We start from the raw sequence: 19300 nt of genomic DNA on the forward strand, positions 1-19300 counted from the left end.
ATGTTTGATTCTGTCCGGGCGCTGATCGACGAGCACCGCGCGGTCCAGGAGGAGCTCTCCGACCCCGCGGTGCACGCCGATGCGGCGCGCGCCAAGCGGGTGAACCGGCGCTACGCCGAGCTGTCGCGCATCGTGAAGGCCCACGAGGACTGGGCGGCGGCATCCGATGATCTGGATGCCGCCCGCGAGCTCGCCCGTGAGGATGACGCGTTCGCCGAGGAGGTTCCGGCTCTCGAGGCCGGGCTGGCCGAGGCGCAGGAGCGCCTGCGGCGTCTGCTGATCCCGCGCGACCCCGACGACGCGCGCGACGTGATCATGGAGATCAAGCAGGGCGAGGGCGGCGCCGAGTCGGCGCTGTTCGCCGCGGACCTCCTGCGCATGTACCTGCAGTACGCGGCGTCGAAGGGCTGGAAGACCGAGCTCCTCGAGCGCAACGAGTCGGACCTCGGCGGCTACAAGGACGTGCAGGTCGCGATCAAGGGCTCCTCGTCCGACCCTGCGCAGGGCGTGTGGGCGCACCTCAAGTACGAGGGCGGTGTGCACCGCGTGCAGCGCGTTCCGGCGACCGAGTCGCAGGGGCGCATCCACACCTCGACCACCGGCGTGCTGGTGTTCCCCGAGGTCGACGAGCCTGAAGAGATCCACATCGACCCGAACGACCTGAAGATCGACGTCTTCCGCTCATCGGGTCCGGGGGGCCAGTCGGTCAACACGACCGACTCGGCGGTGCGCATCACGCACGTGCCGACGGGCATCGTCGTGTCGATGCAGAACGAGAAGTCGCAGCTGCAGAACCGCGAGGCGGGCATGCGCGTGCTCCGGGCACGCCTCCTCGCCAAGCAGCAGGAGGAGCTCGAAGCCGCGGCATCCGACGCTCGCAGGTCGCAGATCCGCGGCATGGACCGCTCCGAGCGCATCCGCACGTACAACTTCCCCGAGAATCGCATCGCCGACCACCGCACCGGCTACAAGGCCTACAACCTCGACCAGGTGATGGACGGCGCGCTCGAGCCGATCATCGAGTCCGCCATCACGGCCGACGAAGAGGCGCGTCTGGCGGCGCTGGGCTCCGACGAGGCCTGACGCGTCGGCGAGACCGGCGATTCCCGCCGAGACCGCGGGCGAAATCCTCGGGCTCGGCGCGAATCCCCGGTCTCGTCATCCGTGGCGCGCCGTGGAGGACGGATGCTGCGCCATTAGGCTTCGAGCGTGCTCACGCTGCTCATCCGCGCCCTCATCTTCCTGGTGTCGGCGGCGCTCGGCCTCATCGCGGCCGACCTGCTCCTTCCGGGCTTCTCTCTGCACTGGAACGACTGGTGGGGGATCCTGCTCGCGGTCGTCATCTTCGCGGTGCTCCAGAGCGTCCTCGCGCCCTGGCTGTTCAAGATCACGCGGCGGCACGCCAACGCGCTGATCGGCGGCATCGGATTGCTGTCGACGTTCGTGGCGCTGCTCATCGCGGTGCTCATCCCTGCCGCGGGCATCGGCATCGACGGTCCGGTCGCGTGGATCATCGGAACGCTCGTCGTATGGCTCGTGACCGCGCTCGCGACGTGGCTTCTGCCGCCGCTGTTCATCAAGAGCAAGGTGCAGGACCGCAGAACCTGAGGTCCCAGGGGAGGGAGTCCTCCCGATTCTCGGCGGCCGCCTCATCCGTGAGGCTGGTGGGATGATGGGCGGTATGCAGATCGGCCGGGTGCCCCTCGTCGGCCGCCAGGCGGACCTCGATGCGCTGCGCGACGAGGTCGACGCCGTCGGCGCGCAAGGCCGCGCCGTGGTCGTGTCGGGCGATGCCGGCATGGGCAAGACGCGGCTGCTGCGCGACTTCACCGAGAGCCTCGACGACGCCGTGGTCGTGCGCGGCGCATGCGTCGACTCGGGCTCGGGCCCGGCGCCCCTGACGGCGATCACCGACCTCCTCCGTGACCTCGTCGACGCCCTCGGCGTCGACGAGGTGCGAGACGCGGCAGGCCCCGGTGCGGACGCCCTCGGGGTGCTCGTGCCCGCCCTCGCCGGCAGTCCCGGCGACGCCGAGCGGCTCGCCGACGTCGTCGTCGAGCTGTTCTCGCAGCTCGCCCGGACGCACCGGCTCGTCGTCATCATCGAGGACCTCCACTGGGCCGACAGCACGACGTGCGACATCGCCGCGCGGCTCGTGCGGCGCACGGCGGCGCTGCCGCTGTTCGTGCTGCTGTCGTACCGCACGGACGATGTCGGCCGGGCCCACCCGCTGCGCCCGGTGCTCGCCGAGCTCGACCGTGCACGCCTCGTCACACACCGGCCCCTCGCGCGCCTCAGTCCCGCCGAGGTCGGCGCGCTCGCCACCGCCGTGCACGGCGACGTGCTGGCGGCCGGCGTGCTCCACGACATCGCCGCGCGCAGCGACGGGATCCCGTTCTACGTCGAAGAGCTCGCCAGTTTCTCGGGCGAGCGGCTTCCGGTGTCGCTGCGCGACGTGCTGCTGCTGCGCTACGAACGGCTGGACGACGAGGCGCGCCGGTTCACCCGGGTGCTGGCGACCGGCGGCGTGGAGGTGGAGCACGTGGTGCTGCGGGCGGCCTTCGACGGCGACGACGTCGTGCTCGAGGCGGCGGTCCGCGAAGCGGTGGATGCGCAGGTCGTGGTGATCCGCGGTGAGGCGTATGCGTTCCGGCACGCGCTGATGCAGGAGGCCGTGTACGCCGAACTGCTGCCCACCGAGCGCACGCGCCTGCACACGGCGTACGCGGTGGCGCTCGAGCAGTCCCCGCCGACGGCACGTGTGCTCGCCGACATCGCCCATCATTGGCGGGCCGCTCGCGTGCCCGACCGTGCCCTCGCCGCGGCCGTCTCGGCGCAGCGGGCGGCGAGCGTCGCGTCGGCATGGTCGACCGCAGCGGAGGCGGGGGAGCGGGCGCTCGAGCTGTGGGACGCCGTGGCCGACCCGGAGGCGGTCTGCGGGATGCCGCGTCACGAGGTGCTGCGCCGGACCTCAGGCGCCCTCGTGTCGGCGAACCGGAATGATCGCGCGCTCGCGTTCGCGAGGGAGGCGATCGCCCTCTGGCCCGAGGCCGATGTCGTCGGACGCGCCGAGATGTTCGGCGACCTGGCCACCATCCAGTTCCAGGCGGGCGTGTCGGACGGCATCGACAGCATCGAGCAAGCGCTCGCGATCCTCGGCGACGACCCGCGCCACGACGTCCAGCGAGCAGGGATGCTGCTCAGCTCGGCGCGTGTCCATATGCTCAACGGCCGTCAGAGCCGCGGCGATGACATCGCTGCGCAGGCGCGCGACACGGCCGCGGCAGCAGCCTCCGACGGAGACCCGGTGGCCGCCGAGATCGTCGCCCAGGCGCTGCTCATCTCGGCGACCTGCCGCGCCAGCGTGGGCGACGTCGGCGGCGTCGCGCTGTTCGAGGAAGCACGTGCGTATTCGGGCGGCTTCGTCCGCGCCATGATGCGCTACTACATCAACTACTCGAACACCCTCATGCAGGTCGGCCGGTACGACGACGCGGTAGCCGTGGCGAAGGAGGGGATGGGCTACGGGCGCTCGCACGTCGCGGACCTGGGGCCGCTCGTGATGATCGAGGCCAACGTGATCGAAGCGCACATCTACGCCGGGCGCCTTCGCGAGGCGGAGGAGCTCGGCGGGTTGCTGCCGCTGGTAGAACCGGGGCTCTACTCCGCGTTCCTGCGGGAGCGGCTGGTGTGCCTCGCGATCTGGCGCGGCCGCATCGACGGCGCCGAGGCGGCGCTGGAGGCGGCACGCTTCGAACTCGACCGGTTCGGAGCGTACGAGTACCAGACGCGATTCGGCATGGCGTACGACCTCGGCGAGCTCGCCCTCGCGCGTGGCGACGCGCACGAGGCCCTCTCCCACGCGCAGCTGGCGTGGGAGAGCCCCGCCGGAGGCGTGCTCGCTCTGCCGCTGACCGCGATCGCGGCCCGGGCCGTCGCGATGCTGCGCGAACACGGCGAGGACGCCGACGTCGAGCCGTACCGCGCCGTGCTCGCCGGATTCGACGCCTGGCCGGTGACCCCGCTGTGGGCGGCCGTCTTCGCCGCCGAGCTCGGCGAGGGGCCGTGGACCGCTGCGATCGACGCGATCGGACCCGCCTACATCCGCGCGTATGCGCGCGTGCGGAACGGCGAGGCGCTCCTGGCCGACGGCGACCGCACGGGAGCACGCGAGGCGCTCGCGGCGGCCGCGTCGTACGCCGAGGGGCTCGGTGCGGACGGCCTCGCCGCGCGCGCGAAGACCCTGATGACGGACGCCGGACTCACCGGCGACGCGTCACGCTCGCGGCTGACCGCGCGCGAGGAGCAGGTGCTCGAGCTGGTCGCCGAAGGACTCAGCAACGGCCAGATCGCACAACGGCTCTACATCAGCGTCAAGACCGTGTCGGTGCACGTGTCGGCGATCCTGCGCAAGCTCGAAGCGCCGTCGCGGACGGCCGCGGCCGCGATCTACCGCCGCAGCGCGGCGTAGGACAGGCCGGACCCGAGCAGCGGCGCGCAGCCGCCGGCCGCAGCACCCGTGTCCGGAAGGTCAGATGTGGTACTCGGGGGTTGTCAGCAGCGCGCGGGTGTCGTCCCCGACACGGCGGGCGCGCGGCTTGGCGGGCACGCCGACGAGGACGCTGTCGGCGGGGGCGTCCTTCGTGACGACCGCGTTCGCGCCGACGACGGATCCCGCCCCGATCGTGATCGGGCCGAGGATCTTGGCACCGGCGCCGACCGCGACGCCGTCCTCGATCGTGGGGTGGCGCTTGCCGCCCTCGCGCTGGCGGCCGCCGAGCGTGACGCCGTGGTAGAGCATCACGTCGTCGCCGACCTCGGCGGTCTCGCCGACCACGACGCCCATGCCGTGGTCGATGAAGAAGCGGCGGCCGATGGTCGCCCCCGGGTGGATCTCGATGCCGGTGAGCCACCGGGTGATCTGCGACCCGGCGCGTGCGACGAAGCGGAAGTCCCGCGTCCACAGCGCGTGCCAGACGCGGTGCCCCCAGATCGCGTGCAGCCCCGGGTACAGCAGGGCGATCTCGAGGCCGCCGCGGGCGGCCGGGTCGCGCAGCTTCGCCGCGGCGACGTCCTCGCGGGCCCTGGCGAAGAATCCGATGCGTTCCTCGGTCACTTGGTCTCGGCCTCCGGTTCGCGCAGGTGCTCGTACAGAGCGGTGGACAGGTAGCGCTCGCCGGAGTCGGGCACGATCACGACGATGCGCTGTCCGGCGGCCTCAGGACGGGCCGCGATCTGGAGCGCCGCCCACACCGCAGCGCCGGCCGACATCCCGGCGAGGATGCCCTCGCGGGTCGCGAGCTCGCGGGCGACCGCGATGGCGTGGTCGAACTCGACGTCGAAGATCTCGTCGACGACCGAGCGGTCGAGCACCTCGGGGACGAAGTTCGGGCCGATCCCCTGAATGCGGTGACCGCCTGCGCGGCCCTCGGTCAGCACGGGGGAGTCCTTCGGCTCGACGAGGACGATCTTGACGTCGGGGTTGCGCTCCTTGAGCACTTGGCCGACGCCCGTGATCGTGCCGCCGGTGCCCGAACCCGCGACGAACCAGTCGACGCGACCCTCGGTGTCGCGCCAGATCTCCTCGGCCGTGGTCTTGCGGTGGATCGCGGCGTTCGCCTCGTGCTCGAACTGGCGCGCGAGGATGGCGCCGGGGGTGTCGGCGACGATGCGCCGGGCGGTCTCCACCGCCTCGGTCATGCCCTTGTAGGGGTCCGTCAGAACGAGCTCGGCGCCCAGCGCCTTCAGGAGGATGCGACGCTCCTTCGACATCGAGGCGGGCATCGTCAGGATCACGCGATACCCGCGCGCAGCGCCGATCAGCGCGAGCGAGATGCCCGTGTTGCCGCTCGTGGACTCGACGATCGTGCCGCCCGGCGCCAGCTCTCCAGCCTCCTCGGCGGCCTCGACGAGGGCGTAGCCCAGGCGGTCCTTGACCGACGAGCCCGGGTTGTAGAACTCGAGCTTCGCGAGCACCTCCGCGCCGAGGCCGTCGGTGAGCGCGTTGAGCCTGACGAGCGGCGTCTCACCGAACGCGGTGGTGATGTCGGAATGGATGCCGGGCACGTGGTGCTCCCTCGATCAGGCTACGCGGAAGCCAGCGACGTCGCGCCGGTGCCCGAACGGGTCGTGGCGCGCGCCAGCAGGCCGGGGCTCCGGAGCGGAGCCCCGGAAAGACCTGCCGGCGCGCCGTCGTGACGTGTCAATCTTCGCGCAGATCCTCGTACAGCGCGGTCGACAGGTAGCGTTCGCCGAACGAGGGGACGATGACGACGATGTTCTTGCCCGCGGCCTCGGGACGCGCGGCGACCTGCAGTGCGGCCCAGATGGCGGCACCCGACGAGATGCCGACGAGGATGCCGTCCTGCGTGCCGACGGCGCGAGCGGTCGAGATCGCGTCGGGGAACTCCACGTCGATGACCTCGTCGATGACCCCCTGGTCGAGGATCGCCGGCACGAAGTTCGGTCCGATGCCCTGGATCTTGTGCGGTCCGGGCGTGCCCTTCGTCAGCAGCGGCGAGTCGGCGGGTTCGACGGCCACGACCTTGGCGCCGGGCACGCGCTCCTTGAGCACCTGGCCGACGCCGGTGATGGTGCCGCCCGTGCCGATGCCGGCGACGAAGTAGTCGATCTGACCGTCGGTGTCGCGGATGATCTCCTCCGCGGTGGTCTTGCGATGGATCTGGACGTTGGCCTGGTTCTCGAACTGGCGGGCCAGGATCGCGCCGGGGATGTCGGCGACGAGCTCCTCCGCCTTCGCGATCGCGCCCTTCATGCCACCGGCGGGGTCTGTGAGCACGAGTTCTGCTCCGTACGCCTTCAGCAGCAGGCGACGCTCGATCGACATCGAGGACGGCATCGCGAGAAGGACGCGGTAGCCGCGCGCCGCACCGACCATCGCCAGCGCGATCCCGGTGTTGCCACTGGTCGCCTCGACGATCGTGCCGCCGGGCTGCAGCTCGCCGGACGCCTCGGCCGCGTCGACGATGGCGATGCCCAGGCGGTCCTTGACGCTCGAGGCGGGGTTGTAGAACTCCAGCTTCGCCAGGACGTTCCCGCCGGCGCCGTCGGTGACGCGGTTCAGGCGCACCAGCGGCGTGTTGCCGAATGCGGACGTGATGTCGGGATGAATGCCGGTCATATCGGGCCTTTCGCGGGTTCTCGGCGGATCGAGCACCAGCCTAGGGGGCCCTTTTTCCTTTGAGTCCTTCTGTGACGAAAGCCCCGCCCCGCCCCGGTATCCTCACCGGTCCCCGCTGGATCAGCCCGTTGATCGGAGCGCGATCGCGACCCGTCGGGCCGCGCCGCCGGCCGGAGCACTCCGCCTAGAGTGGATCGGTCATGCCTTCCCCCGACGAATACTCCCTGCTCTCCGACGCCCTTCGGAGTGCCGCCGCGCGCCTGGCCGAGGCCGGCATCGCCGACCCTGCCGTCGACGTCGAGTTGCTCGCCGCCTTCGTGCTCGGCACCGGGCGCGGGGGAGTGCAGGCGGCGGCGATCCGCGGCGACCGACTCACCGCTCAGGATGCCGCCCGTCTCGACGAACTCGCCGCGCGCCGCAGCACGCGCGAGCCGCTGCAGCACATCACCGGCACGGCCCCGTTCCGCCACCTGGATCTGCGGGTCGGCCCGGGGGTCTTCGTGCCCCGTCCCGAGACCGAGGTCGTCGCCCAGCTGGCGATCGACGCGCTGCGGGCGGCGGCATCCGTGTCTCCCATCGCGGTGGATCTCGGCACCGGCAGCGGCGCGATCGCCCTCGCGATGGCGACCGAGGTGCCGCACGCCCGGGTGTTCGCGGCCGAGAACTCGATCGACGCCTTCGTATGGACGAAGGAGAACTTCGCGCGGGTCGGCGCCGACAACGCGACGCTCGCCTTCATCGACCTGGCTCACGCGTTCGGTGAGCTCGACGGCACGGTGTCGGTCGTGGCATCCAATCCTCCCTATGTTCCGGATGCTGCGATCCCGCGCGATCCGGAGGTGCGCTTCTTCGATCCGCCCGCGGCCCTCTACGGAGGGGAGGACGGCCTCGACGTCGTCCGCATCCTGAGCGCGGTGGGAATGCGCCTGGCGCACCCCGGCGGCATGATCGTGATCGAGCACGGCGAATGGCAGGGCCAGGCGATCCGCGGGATCCTCGAGGCCGACGGCTGGCGCGCCACCGCGACCCACCCCGACCTCACGACGCGCGACCGCGCGACCACCGCGCTGCGCCCCTGACCGTGCCGCCGCTTCGGAGCGTTCGTCCGGGGCTTCGCAACTAGACTGGCGGGCGACATGTCCCCCATCTACGACTGCCGTGACGAGTCACAGCTGCTCACCGGCATGCGCCAGGCGCGCCAGGCCATCGGGCGTGGCGAACTCGTCGTCATCCCGACCGACACCGTCTACGGCGTCGCCGCCGACGCCTTCGACCACGCCGCGGTCGCGCGCCTGCTCGCCGCGAAGGGCCGTGGCCGCCAGTCGCCGCCCCCGGTTCTCGTGGCCGGGCTCACGACGCTGCGCGCGCTCGTCGCCGAGGTGCCCGAGCCGATCGAGCGTCTGGTCGAGGCCTACTGGCCCGGCGGCCTCACCATCGTGCTGCCGTCGCAGCCGTCTCTGTCGTGGGACCTCGGTGAGACTCGCGGCACCGTCGCGGTGCGCATGCCCGCGCACCGCATCGCCCTCGAACTCCTCGAAGAGACCGGGCCCCTCGCCGTCTCGAGCGCCAACCTCACCGGCATGGCGGCCGGCATCACCGCCGAGGACGCGGAAGGGATGCTGAAGGACAGCGTCGCCGTCTACCTCGGCGACGGGCCGTCGAAGACCGGAATCCCCTCGACGATCATCGACGCGACCAGCCTCGTCGTGGGCGACGAGCCCCGGGTGCGCGTGCTGCGCGACGGCGCCGTCAGCCGCGAGCAGCTGCGGGACGTGCTCGGCGATCTCCTCGAGCCCGACCCTGGCCTCGAGCCTGCGGCGCACCCGGCGGTCATCGAGACGGATGCCGCGGCCGACGTTGCCCCGGGCCCTGAGGCGGTTGCGGCGCCCGAGGCGCCGGAACCCGACCGCTCGTGAAGCAGTACGTCTTCACGATCCTCCTCACGGCGGCCGTCACCTTCGTCCTGTCGTGGGCGGTCTGGCGACTCAGCCTCAAATACAAGCTGTATCCGGGCATCCGCGAGCGCGACGTGCACAAGACACCTACGCCGCGCCTCGGCGGCATCGCCATGTTCCTCGGCGTGCTGGCGGCGTTCGCGGTGTCGTCGCAGCATCCGTACTTCTCCATCGTCTGGGCGCAGCCGCAGCAGATGTACGCGCTGCTGGGCGCGACCGGGCTCATCGTGGTCGTCGGCGTCCTCGACGACCTGTGGGACCTCGACTGGATGATCAAGCTCGGTGCGCAGTTCCTCGCCGCCGGTGTCATCGCGTGGTTCGGGCAGCTGCAGATCTACACGCTGCCGCTGGGAGGGATGACGATCTTCTCGAGCTGGGCGAGCTTCACCCTCACCGTGTTCTCGATCGTCGTCGTCATGAACGCGGTGAACTTCATCGACGGGCTCGACGGGCTCGTCGCCGGTGTGTGCCTCATCGCGAACCTCGTCTTCTTCGCATACTCCTACATGGTGTTCCGCGACATCGGCTCGAGCACCTACTTCACGCTGTCGTCGCTCATCGCCGCCGTGCTCATCGGCGCGTGCATCGGCTTCCTCCCACTGAACTGGAGCCCTGCGCGCCTCTTCATGGGCGACGCCGGCGCGCTCATGCTCGGCCTCCTGATGGCGTGCTCGGCGATCTCCATCACCGGGAACTTCGACCCCGCGATGATCGCCGACAACGACGCCTTCGGCCGCTCGCAGCTGCTCGGTGCGTTCATCCCCATCCTCCTGCCGGTCGTCGTCGTGCTGCTGCCGCTGCTCGACTTCGGCCTCGCCGTCGTGCGGCGCATGAGCAGGGGCAAGTCGCCGTTCTCGCCCGACCGCAAGCACCTGCACCACCGCATGCTCGACATGGGCCACACCGACCGCGACGCCGTGCTCATCTTCTACGCGTGGACCGCGCTGGTGAGCCTTTCGGTGCTGCTCATGTACATCGGCACGACGTTGCAGTGGCCCGGGGATTACCTCTTCGGCGTGTTCTACGGCATCGTCGGCATCGCCGCATGCCTCGTCGTCACCCTTCTTCCCTCTCGCCGCCGCAAGGTCGCCGCGGCGTCGGTGTCTTCCGATCCCGAACCCGCACCGCAGCCCGATCCCGCGCCCGCACAGGAGGACGCCCGATGAGCACCAGTCCGAACCCCCGCACCCCGATCTCCAGCACGCCGATCCTGCGCACCGTCCTGGTGTGGTCGGGCACGGTCACCGCGATCCTCGCCGTCGTCGGCGCGATCGTCGGCTTCCTCGTCGCGGGCACGACAGGCTTGTGGAGCGCCCTGGCCGGCGTCCTGGTCGCCGCGGTGTTCCTCGGCATCACCGGGGCGAGCATCCTCATCGCGAACCGCTGGTTCGGCGATCCGCTCTACGTGCCGATCTTCTTCGGCGTCGTGATGGGCGGATGGATTCTCAAGTTCGTCGTGTTCATCGTGATCCTCCTCGTCCTGCGCGGTCAGCCGTGGATCGAGCCCACCGTGTTCTTCGTCGCGGCCGTCGTGAGCGTGCTCGCCTCGCTGGCGGTCGACGTCGTCGTGATGGTGCGCATGCGGGTGCCGCACGTGAGCGATGTGGCGCTCCCGACCGACCCCGATGCGGGGGACAAGCGGGGCGACGAACCGGGTGCGTCCTGATCCGTGACCCCGCGGATTCAGCGACCTCACAAGTTTGATAGGCTGAACGAGCGCCCGCCCACTCGCTCAGCGAGTACTTGCGGAGTGACGCTCACCGACCATCGTCGCAACGGTTCTCGACCGGTGCCCCGAAGCTGGAGCCAGCGCTGTCTATTCATGCTGCGACCCTGATCGCCCCCTTTGCCACGGATGAACCCCCCGTCTTCCACGGGCCCTCGATCGATGAGTTCTTCCCTGAGGTCCTCTTCAATCTCGCCGGTGTTCCGATCACCCGGATCCACCTCATCCAGTTCCTCGCCACGATCGCCGTCGTCGTGATCTTCTGGCTCGGCACGCGCCGCATGCGTGTCGTGCCGGGGCGCTTCCAGAGCCTCGTCGAGATGGGGCTGGACTTCGTCCGCGTCAACATCGGCGAGGACCTCCTCGGCAAGAAGGACGCCCAGCGCTTCCTGCCGATCCTCACGACGCTGTTCTTCATGATCCTGTTCATGAACATCACGGGCATCATCCCGTTCCTGAACATCGCCGGCACGAGCATCATCGCCGTGCCGCTGACGCTCGCGATCGTGAGCTACGTCACCTTCATCTACGCCGGCATCAAGAAGAGTCCGAAGAACTTCTTCAAGAACTCGCTGTTCCCTTCGGGTGTGCCGTGGCCGATCTACATCATCGTCACGCCGATCGAGCTGATCTCGACGTTCATCATCCGCCCGGTGACGCTGACCCTCCGACTCCTCATGAACATGATGGTCGGCCACCTGCTGCTCGTGCTGTTCTTCGCCGCCACGCAGTTCTTCATCTTCGACATGGGCGGCTGGTGGTCGATCCTCGGCGCCGGCAGCCTCGCGTTCGGCTTCGTCTTCACCCTGTTCGAGATCCTGGTGGCCGTCCTCCAGGCCTACGTCTTCGCCCTTCTCACCGCGGTCTACATCCAGCTCGCGGTCGCCGAAGAGCACTGAAAGCGGGACGGCGCTGCGTCGGGAAGACGCAGGGCCGCCCACAACCGAAAGGAAACACCCCCGTGGACGCAACTACGGTTCTCGCCGAGGTCTCCGGCTCCATCGCCACCGTCGGTTACGGCCTCGCCGCGATCGGCCCGGCCATCGGCGTGGGCATCGTCGTCGGCAAGACGATCGAGGGCGTCGCCCGCCAGCCCGAGCTGGCCGGCCGCCTGCAGGTGCTCATGTGGATCGGTATCGCCTTCACCGAGGCGCTCGCCTTCATCGGCATCGCGACCGGCTTCATCTTCGGCTTCTGATCGCCACACTCTCGTCTAAGGAGACAGGATGCTGAACGCTCTTGTCACGTACGCCGCGGAAGAGGGCGCCGAAGCGGCGCACAACCCTCTGCTCCCCGCGTGGTACGACATCATCTGGTCGTCGGTGTGCTTCATCGTCATCCTGGTCATCTTCTGGAAGGTCGCCCTTCCTCGGATGAAGAAGCTGCTCGACGAGCGCTCCGCTGCGATCGAGGGCAACATCGCCAAGGCCGACGAAGCACAGCGCAAGGCGGAAGCCGCCCTCGAGGAGTACACGGCGCAGCTCGCCGAAGCGCGCAAGGAGGCCGGTGAGATCCGCGACGCCGCCCGCGAGGACGGCAAGAAGATCGTCGCCGAGGCCAAGGAGACGGCTTCCGCCGAGGCCGCGCGCTTGACCACGACCGCGCACGCGCAGATCGAGGCCGAGCGCCAGACCGCGCTCGTCTCGCTGCGCAGCGAGGTGGGCACGCTCGCCCTCGACCTCGCCGGCGGCGTGATCGGCGAGACGCTGTCCGACGACAAGAAGGCTCAGGCCGTCGTCGACCGCTTCCTCGCCGAGCTCGAAGAGTCCGAAGGGGCCAAGGCGTAATGGGCAGCGCGACCACTCAGGCCCTGGCGGCGACGACGGCGGCGCTGCGCGCCGCGTCGGGCGTCGACCTCGACGTGGCCGGCGAGCTGTTCGCCGTGGCGCGCGCCGTGGGCGACTCGTCGCAGCTGAGCGGCGCGCTCGCCGACTCCGCCGCGCCGGCCGAGGCCCGCCGACAGGTCGTCGCCGACGTGTTCGGCAATGCCGTCAAGCCCACGACGGCGTCGCTGCTGACGACCGCCGTCGCGCAGCGGTGGTCCTCATCCGAGGATCTCGTGGACGGCATCGAGGAACTCGCGGTGCGGGCAGCGGCCGTCGCCGATGCGAGGGCCGACGTCGAGGCCGAGCTGTTCGCGTTCACGCGCACGGTGGCCGACAACCCCGAGCTCGAACTCGCGCTGGGCAGCCGACTGGGTGAGCCCGCCGCGAAGGGCGTGCTCGTCGAGACGCTGCTCAAGGGCCGCGCGGGCGCGGGGGCGACGCTGATCGCGGCATCCCTCGTCCGTCAGCCTCGCGGCAGGCGCGTGCGCCGGTTGCTGTCGCGCGCCTCGGAGGTCGTCGGCGACCAGCGCAACCGCGCGGTCGCGACGGTCGTGGCCGCGGCGCCGCTGAGCGCGGCGCAGAGCGAGCGCCTCACGGCGGCGCTCGCCAAGCGATACGGCACGCCGGTGTCGCTGAACACGATCGTCGACCCGACCGTCGTCGGCGGCATCCGCGTGCAGATCGCCGACGACGTCATCGACGCGAGCGTGTCGTCGCGTCTGGCCGACCTCCGTCAGCGGCTCGCCGGCTGACACAGACTTCCCGCCCGGACCGAGACAGGAACCGCGCGGAGCTTTCGGGGCCGAGGCCCCATGAACGAAGGAAAACAATGGCAGATCTCACTATCAGCCCCGACGTCATCCGTGACGCGCTGAAGGACTTCGTCGCCGCCTACGAGCCCACCGGGGCTGCGGCCACCGAGGTCGGCACGGTCGTCGACGCCGCCGACGGCATCGCCCACGTCGAGGGCCTGCCCGGTGTCATGGCGAACGAGCTGGTGATGTTCGCGGACGGCACTCAGGGCCTCGCCCTCAACCTCGACGAGCACGAGATCGGTGTCGTCGTCCTCGGCGACTTCTCCGGTGTCGAGGCCGGCCAGCAGGTCACCCGCACCGGCGAGGTGCTCTCGGTGGCCGTCGGCGACGGCTACCTCGGTCGCGTCGTGGACCCGCTCGGCAACCCGATCGACGGTCTCGGCGAGATCGCCACGGTCGGTCGTCGTGCCCTCGAGCTGCAGGCGCCCGGCGTCATGCAGCGCAAGTCGGTGCACGAGCCGCTGCAGACCGGCATCAAGGCCATCGACGCGATGATCCCCGTCGGCCGCGGCCAGCGCCAGCTCATCATCGGCGACCGCCAGACCGGCAAGACGGCCATCGCGATCGACACGATCATCAACCAGAAGGCCAACTGGGAGTCGGGCGACGCCACCAAGCAGGTGCGCTGCATCTACGTCGCGATCGGCCAGAAGGGCTCGACGATCGCGGCCGTGAAGGGCGCCCTCGAGGACGCCGGTGCGCTGGAGTACACGACCATCGTCGCCGCCCCCGCCTCCGACCCCGCCGGCTTCAAGTACCTCGCGCCGTACACCGGCTCGGCCATCGGCCAGCACTGGATGTACGAAGGCAAGCACGTCCTGGTCATCTTCGACGACCTCTCGAAGCAGGCCGAGGCGTACCGCGCCGTGTCGCTGCTCCTGCGCCGCCCGCCGGGCCGCGAGGCCTACCCGGGCGACGTCTTCTACCTGCACTCGCGTCTGCTCGAGCGCTGCGCGAAGCTGTCCGACGAGCTCGGCGCCGGCTCCATGACGGGTCTTCCGATCATCGAGACGAAGGCCAACGACGTCTCGGCGTACATCCCGACCAACGTGATCTCGATCACCGACGGCCAGATCTTCTTGCAGTCCGACCTCTTCAACGCCAACCAGCGTCCCGCGGTCGACGTCGGCATCTCGGTCTCGCGAGTCGGTGGTGACGCCCAGGTCAAGTCGATCAAGAAGGTCTCCGGCACGCTCAAGCTCGAGCTCGCCCAGTACCGCTCGCTCGAGGCGTTCGCGATGTTCGCCTCCGACCTGGATGCTGCCTCGCGTCGCCAGCTCGCCCGCGGTGCGCGCCTGACCGAGCTGCTCAAGCAGCCGCAGTACTCGCCGTACCCGGTCGAGGAGCAGGTCGTCTCGATCTGGGCCGGCACCAACGGCAAGCTCGACTCGATCGAGGTGGAGGACGTCCTGTCGTTCGAGCGCGAGCTGCTCGACTACCTGCGTCGCAACACCACGATCCTCGACACGCTGCGCGACACCAACGTCCTCGACGACGACACCGTGGCGGAGCTGACGAAGAAGACCGACGAGTTCATCCTCGAGTTCCAGGCCGGCAAGGGCCAGTCGATCGCCAAGCCCGGCCACGAAGAGGTCGCAGCTGCGCAGGCCGACGACGTGAACCAGGAGAAGATCGTCAAGGGTCGCCGCTAAGGCGGGCCTGGGCTAGCAGACATGGGCGCACAACTCCGGGTCTACAAGCAGAAGATCTCTTCTGCTCAGACGACCAAGAAGATCACGAAGGCGATGGAACTCATCGCGGCTTCGCGCATCCAGAAGGCGATGGCACGTGTGCGCGCGTCGTCGCCCTTCGCGCGCGCCGTGACGCGTGCCGTCTCCGCCGTGGCGACGCACTCGAACGTCGACCACCCGCTGACCGTCGAACGAGAGACGATCCGCCGCTCCGCGGTCGTGATCTTCTCGTCCGACCGCGGTCTCGCGGGCGCGTTCAACTCGCAGATCCTCCGTGAAGGCCTCGAGCTCGCGCAGCTGCTGCGCGAGGAGGGCCGGGAGCCGGTGTTCTACCTCATCGGCCGCAAGGCCGTCGGGTACTTCCAGTTCCGTCGCATGGACAGCGCTGCGGAGTGGACCGGTGACACCGACACGCCGCACTTCACCACGGCGGAAGAGATCGCGGCGACCCTGCTCGACGCGTACGACCGCGGCGGCGAGGAGAACGGCGTCGACGAGATCCACCTCGTCTACAACCGCTTCGTCAGCATGATGACGCAGACGCCCGAGACGGTGCGCCTGCTTCCGCTCGAGGTCGTCGAGGCCGAGGAGGCCTCCTCCGCCGCGGTGTACCCGCTGTACGAGTTCGAGCCGGACGCCGAGACGGTGCTCGACGCGCTCCTGCCGGTGTACATCCAGAGCCGCGTCTTCAACGCCCTCCTGCAGTCGTCGGCAGCGAAGCACGCCGCGACCCAGAAGGCGATGAAGTCCGCCAGCGACAACGCCGACAAGCTCATCACCGACTACACGCGCCTGCGCAACAACGCGCGCCAGGCCGAGATCACGCAGCAGATCGCCGAGATCGTCGGCGGCGCCGACGCCCTCTCCTCGGGCAAGTAACGCTCCTGCGCACACAGACCACACGAAAGAGAAGAAGCCATGAGCCTCACCGCTGACAAGACCGAGACGGCGGTCGTCGGGCGCGTCGCCCGCGTCACCGGCCCCGTCGTCGACATCGAGTTCCCGCACGACTCGATCCCCGACATCTACAACGCGCTCAAGACGACGATCGTGATCGACGGCGAGGGATCGGAGATCACCCTCGAGGTGGCCCAGCACCTCGGCGACGATCTCGTCCGCGCCATCTCGCTCAAGCCCACCGATGGCATGGTCCGCGGCCAGGAGGTGCGCGACACCGGCGGCCCCATCACGGTTCCCGTGGGTGACGTCACCAAGGGCAAGGTGTTCAACGTCACGGGCGACGTGCTGAACGCCGCTCCGGGCGAGACCGTCGAGGTCACCGAGCGCTGGGGCATCCACCGCAAGGCGCCCTCGTTCGACCAGCTCGAATCGAAGACCGAGATGTTCGAGACCGGCATCAAGAGCATCGACCTGCTGACCCCGTACGTGCAGGGTGGCAAGATCGGCCTCTTCGGCGGTGCCGGCGTCGGCAAGACCGTCCTCATCCAGGAGATGATCCAGCGCGTCGCGCAGGACCATGGCGGTGTGTCGGTGTTCGCCGGTGTCGGCGAGCGCACCCGTGAGGGCAACGACCTCATCGGCGAGATGGAAGAGGCGGGCGTCTTCGACAAGACCGCCCTGGTCTTCGGCCAGATGGACGAGCCGCCGGGGACGCGTCTGCGCGTCGCGCTGTCGGCCCTGACCATGGCGGAGTACTTCCGCGACGTGCAGAAGCAGGACGTGCTGCTCTTCATCGACAACATCTTCCGCTTCACGCAGGCAGGTTCCGAGGTCTCGACGCTGCTCGGCCGCATGCCCTCCGCGGTGGGCTACCAGCCGAACCTCGCCGACGAGATGGGTGTGCTCCAGGAGCGCATCACGTCGACGCGCGGACACTCGATCACGTCGCTCCAGGCGATCTACGTCCCCGCCGACGACTACACCGACCCCGCGCCGGCCACCACGTTCGCGCACCTCGACGCGACGACCGAGCTCTCGCGTGAGATCGCGTCGAAGGGTCTGTACCCGGCCATCGACCCGCTGACGTCGACCAGCCGCATCCTCGACCCGCGCTACATCGGCGAGGACCACTACCGCGTGGCGACCGCCGTCAAGCAGATCCTCCAGAAGAACAAGGAGCTGCAGGAGATCATCGCGATCCTCGGTGTCGACGAGCTCTCGGAAGAGGACAAGATCGTCGTCTCCCGCGCGCGCCGCATCCAGCAGTTCCTCTCGCAGAACACCTACATGGCGAAGAAGTTCACCGGTGTCGAGGGTTCGACGGTGCCGATCAAGGAGACCATCGAGTCGTTCGACGCCATCGTCAAGGGTGACTTCGACCACGTCGCCGAGCAGGCGTTCTTCAACGTCGGCGGCATCTCCGACGTCGAAGAGCAGTGGGCGCGCATCCAGAAGGAGAACGGCTGATCATGCCGCTCAAAGTGAGCCTCGTCTCCGCCGACGCGGAGGTCTGGTCGGGAGAGGCGTCGCTCGTCGTCGCCAAGACCGTCGAGGGCGAGATCGGCTTCATGACCGGTCACGAGCCGGTGCTCGCGATCCTCGCCGAGGGTCAGGTGCGCATCACCGAGACCTCGGGCACGAAGATCATCGCCAACGCGCAGGACGGGTTCCTGTCGATGGAGGGCGACGACCTCACGATCGTGGCCGGCAACGCCGCACTGATCTCCTGATCCACCACCATTCCGACTCGGCCGGTCCCCTCGGGGATCGGCCGAGTCGTTTCATCCGGCGACGTCGCCTCGAGCCCCGCCACGGAGAGTCATGCTGATCCTGCTGCCGCCGTCCGAGACGAAGCGCGCGGGCGGCCGCGGCACGCCGCTCGATGTCACGCGGCTCGCGCTGCCGCAGCTCGCGCCCCAGCGCGAGGCCGTCGTCGCCGCGCTGATCGCCCTGTCGGACGACGAGGATCACGCCGCACGCGTCCTCAAGCTCGGCCCGAAGCAGCGCGGCGAGGTCGCCGTGAACGCCGCGCTGCGCGACGGCCCGTCGATGGCTGCGATCGACCGCTACACCGGAGTGCTCTTCGACGCGCTCGATGCAGCATCCGTCTCCGCCCCCGGCCGGCGCTGGCTGGGAGCCCACGTCCTCGTGCACTCGGCGTCGTTCGGTCCGGTGGGCGCGCTCGATCCGATCCCCGCCTACCGCCTCGGCGCCGCGACGTCGCTCCCGGGCGTGCCGCCGCTGCGGCGCCTGTGGGGCGCGGACGTCACTGCCGCCCTCGCGGCGTTGGAACCGCGCTTCGTGCTCGACCTCCGCTCCGAGGCGTACGTCGCACTGGGCCCGGTGCCTGCGGAGGTCGCATCGCGATACGTCCGCGTCGTGACCGAGGGTGCCGACGGTGCAGTGCGCGCCCTCAACCACTTCAACAAGCACGCGAAGGGCGCGCTCGTTCGTAAGCTCGCGGAGGACCGCCCGCGTATCGGGTCTGCCGCGGCGTTCCTATCATGGGCGGATGCTGCAGGCCTCCGTGTGCGCGAGACCGGAACCGGCGAGTTCGCGCTCTTCGCCTGAGGAGGGCGCCTTCGGGGTGAACCGCTGCGGGGCCTGCCGCGCACAGCAGGCCCACCGCGTACGAGACGTCGACGACGCGGCGCGTTCAGTGCTTTGTGTGCTCGGCGGTGCGCTCGGTGTTCTCGGCGATCGCGATGAGGGCCACGACCGCCTCGATGATGAACCTGAGCAGGATGATCGCCAGGAAGGTCACCACCGGCACCACGATGATGGTCGCGACGAGCCCGGTGATTCCCGCGCCGATGTTGAGCCACATGAGCGAGATCGCACTCATGATGCCGCCGACGAAGTACACGATGAACCCGATGGCGATCGCGATCAGGCCGACGAAGTAGAACACGCTCGCGAGCCGCCGCGTGATGAAGGTGCGGAACGAGAGGTCGAACAGCGCGGAGAAGAACCCTCGGCCGACGTCGTCCACCTCCCCCCGGACCGTCGGGACACCCGTATCGTCGGGATCGGCGGCGGCCCGCGCGGCGTCGGCGGCGGACTGCGGCGGCAGCGGTGGGGGAGTCGGGGACGACGGAGTCTGATCGGTCATGGCGGCCCTTCGGTCGGGAGTTGTGCTCAGGCTATCCACCCGACGCATCGGGAGGCCATCCCCCGGATCAGGTCGTCAATGCTGACAGTCGGCTGAGAGCGTCGCTAGCATGTGTCGAGCGGAGCAGGGGCTCC

At 69.7% G+C, this 19300-nt stretch carries 20 protein-coding genes; 16 read left to right on the forward strand and 4 right to left on the reverse strand.

Annotated features, from left to right (window positions below):
* The 3 genes from prfA (at position 1) to MRBLWH3_RS09490 (ending at position 4471) form a co-directional block, all read left to right on the forward strand.
* Complete coding sequence (prfA, locus tag MRBLWH3_RS09480) at positions 1-1083, forward strand: peptide chain release factor 1 (protein ID WP_363430995.1); 1083 nt, start codon at positions 1-3, stop codon at positions 1081-1083.
* A 126-nt stretch (positions 1084-1209) separates the two neighbouring features.
* A complete protein-coding gene (locus tag MRBLWH3_RS09485; RefSeq protein WP_363430997.1) occupies positions 1210-1608 on the forward strand; it encodes a hypothetical protein in 399 nt (132 codons plus the stop codon).
* Between the two features lie 73 nt (positions 1609-1681).
* Positions 1682-4471, forward strand: a complete 2790-nt coding sequence (locus tag MRBLWH3_RS09490) for an ATP-binding protein (protein ID WP_363431000.1) — start codon at positions 1682-1684, stop codon at positions 4469-4471.
* 60 nt (positions 4472-4531) lie between these two features.
* On the opposite strand, the gene epsC is transcribed toward MRBLWH3_RS09490, so the two are convergent.
* The 3 genes from epsC to cysK (MRBLWH3_RS09505) form a co-directional block, all read right to left on the reverse strand.
* Entirely contained in the window at positions 4532-5116 is a 585-nt protein-coding gene (epsC, locus tag MRBLWH3_RS09495) for a serine O-acetyltransferase EpsC (RefSeq protein WP_414685338.1), read from the reverse strand.
* Entirely contained in the window at positions 5113-6066 is a 954-nt protein-coding gene (cysK, locus tag MRBLWH3_RS09500) for a cysteine synthase A (RefSeq protein ID WP_363431002.1), read from the reverse strand. Before cysK (MRBLWH3_RS09500) ends, epsC begins: the two co-directional genes overlap by 4 nt.
* 136 nt (positions 6067-6202) lie before the next feature.
* Positions 6203-7141, reverse strand: coding sequence for a cysteine synthase A (gene cysK, locus MRBLWH3_RS09505; RefSeq protein WP_363431005.1), 939 nt, complete (start codon positions 7139-7141; stop codon positions 6203-6205).
* A 200-nt stretch (positions 7142-7341) separates the two neighbouring features.
* On the opposite strand from cysK (MRBLWH3_RS09505), the gene prmC reads away from it, so the two are divergent.
* From prmC to MRBLWH3_RS09570, 13 genes are all read left to right on the forward strand, one after another.
* A complete protein-coding gene (gene prmC / locus MRBLWH3_RS09510) occupies positions 7342-8220 on the forward strand; it encodes a peptide chain release factor N(5)-glutamine methyltransferase (protein ID WP_363431008.1) in 879 nt (292 codons plus the stop codon).
* A gap of 57 nt (positions 8221-8277) precedes the next feature.
* Positions 8278-9057, forward strand: coding sequence for an L-threonylcarbamoyladenylate synthase (locus MRBLWH3_RS09515; protein WP_363431010.1), 780 nt, complete (start codon positions 8278-8280; stop codon positions 9055-9057).
* Entirely contained in the window at positions 9054-10262 is a 1209-nt protein-coding gene (locus MRBLWH3_RS09520; protein WP_363431013.1) for an MraY family glycosyltransferase, read from the forward strand. Before MRBLWH3_RS09515 ends, MRBLWH3_RS09520 begins: the two co-directional genes overlap by 4 nt.
* On the forward strand, positions 10259-10762 hold the full coding sequence (locus MRBLWH3_RS09525) for a hypothetical protein (protein ID WP_363431015.1): 504 nt from the start codon (positions 10259-10261) through the stop codon (positions 10760-10762). The genes MRBLWH3_RS09520 and MRBLWH3_RS09525 overlap by 4 nt, the downstream gene beginning before the upstream one ends.
* A 167-nt stretch (positions 10763-10929) precedes the next feature.
* Positions 10930-11721, forward strand: a complete 792-nt coding sequence (atpB, locus tag MRBLWH3_RS09530) for a F0F1 ATP synthase subunit A (protein WP_363435422.1) — start codon at positions 10930-10932, stop codon at positions 11719-11721.
* Between the two features lie 62 nt (positions 11722-11783).
* Entirely contained in the window at positions 11784-12020 is a 237-nt protein-coding gene (gene atpE, locus MRBLWH3_RS09535) for an ATP synthase F0 subunit C (RefSeq protein ID WP_159845304.1), read from the forward strand.
* Positions 12021-12048: 28 nt separating this feature from the next.
* Complete coding sequence (locus tag MRBLWH3_RS09540) at positions 12049-12609, forward strand: F0F1 ATP synthase subunit B (RefSeq protein ID WP_363431017.1); 561 nt, start codon at positions 12049-12051, stop codon at positions 12607-12609.
* A complete protein-coding gene (locus MRBLWH3_RS09545; protein ID WP_363431020.1) occupies positions 12609-13400 on the forward strand; it encodes a F0F1 ATP synthase subunit delta in 792 nt (263 codons plus the stop codon). Before MRBLWH3_RS09540 ends, MRBLWH3_RS09545 begins: the two co-directional genes overlap by 1 nt.
* Before the next feature lie 77 nt (positions 13401-13477).
* Entirely contained in the window at positions 13478-15115 is a 1638-nt protein-coding gene (gene atpA, locus MRBLWH3_RS09550; protein ID WP_363431023.1) for a F0F1 ATP synthase subunit alpha, read from the forward strand.
* Positions 15116-15136: 21 nt separating this feature from the next.
* Positions 15137-16033 carry a F0F1 ATP synthase subunit gamma gene (locus MRBLWH3_RS09555; protein ID WP_116193930.1) on the forward strand — a complete coding sequence of 299 codons (897 nt, stop codon included), beginning with the start codon at positions 15137-15139 and terminating at the stop codon, positions 16031-16033.
* Positions 16034-16072: 39 nt separating this feature from the next.
* Positions 16073-17521, forward strand: coding sequence for a F0F1 ATP synthase subunit beta (gene atpD / locus MRBLWH3_RS09560; RefSeq protein WP_363431027.1), 1449 nt, complete (start codon positions 16073-16075; stop codon positions 17519-17521).
* A 2-nt stretch (positions 17522-17523) separates the two neighbouring features.
* Entirely contained in the window at positions 17524-17784 is a 261-nt protein-coding gene (locus MRBLWH3_RS09565) for a F0F1 ATP synthase subunit epsilon (protein WP_045297537.1), read from the forward strand.
* A gap of 91 nt (positions 17785-17875) precedes the next feature.
* Positions 17876-18625, forward strand: coding sequence for a YaaA family protein (locus MRBLWH3_RS09570; protein ID WP_363431030.1), 750 nt, complete (start codon positions 17876-17878; stop codon positions 18623-18625).
* An 85-nt stretch (positions 18626-18710) separates the two neighbouring features.
* Here the strand turns inward: MRBLWH3_RS09570 and MRBLWH3_RS09575 are convergent, their stop codons facing one another.
* Positions 18711-19166 (reverse strand): DUF4282 domain-containing protein, encoded by a 456-nt coding sequence (locus MRBLWH3_RS09575; protein ID WP_363431033.1) that lies wholly within the window; start codon positions 19164-19166, stop codon positions 18711-18713.
* Positions 19167-19300: the final 134 nt, after the last annotated feature.

The sequence above is a fragment of the Microbacterium sp. LWH3-1.2 genome, from assembly GCF_040675855.1.
Taxonomy (GTDB): Bacteria; Actinomycetota; Actinomycetes; order Actinomycetales; family Microbacteriaceae; genus Microbacterium.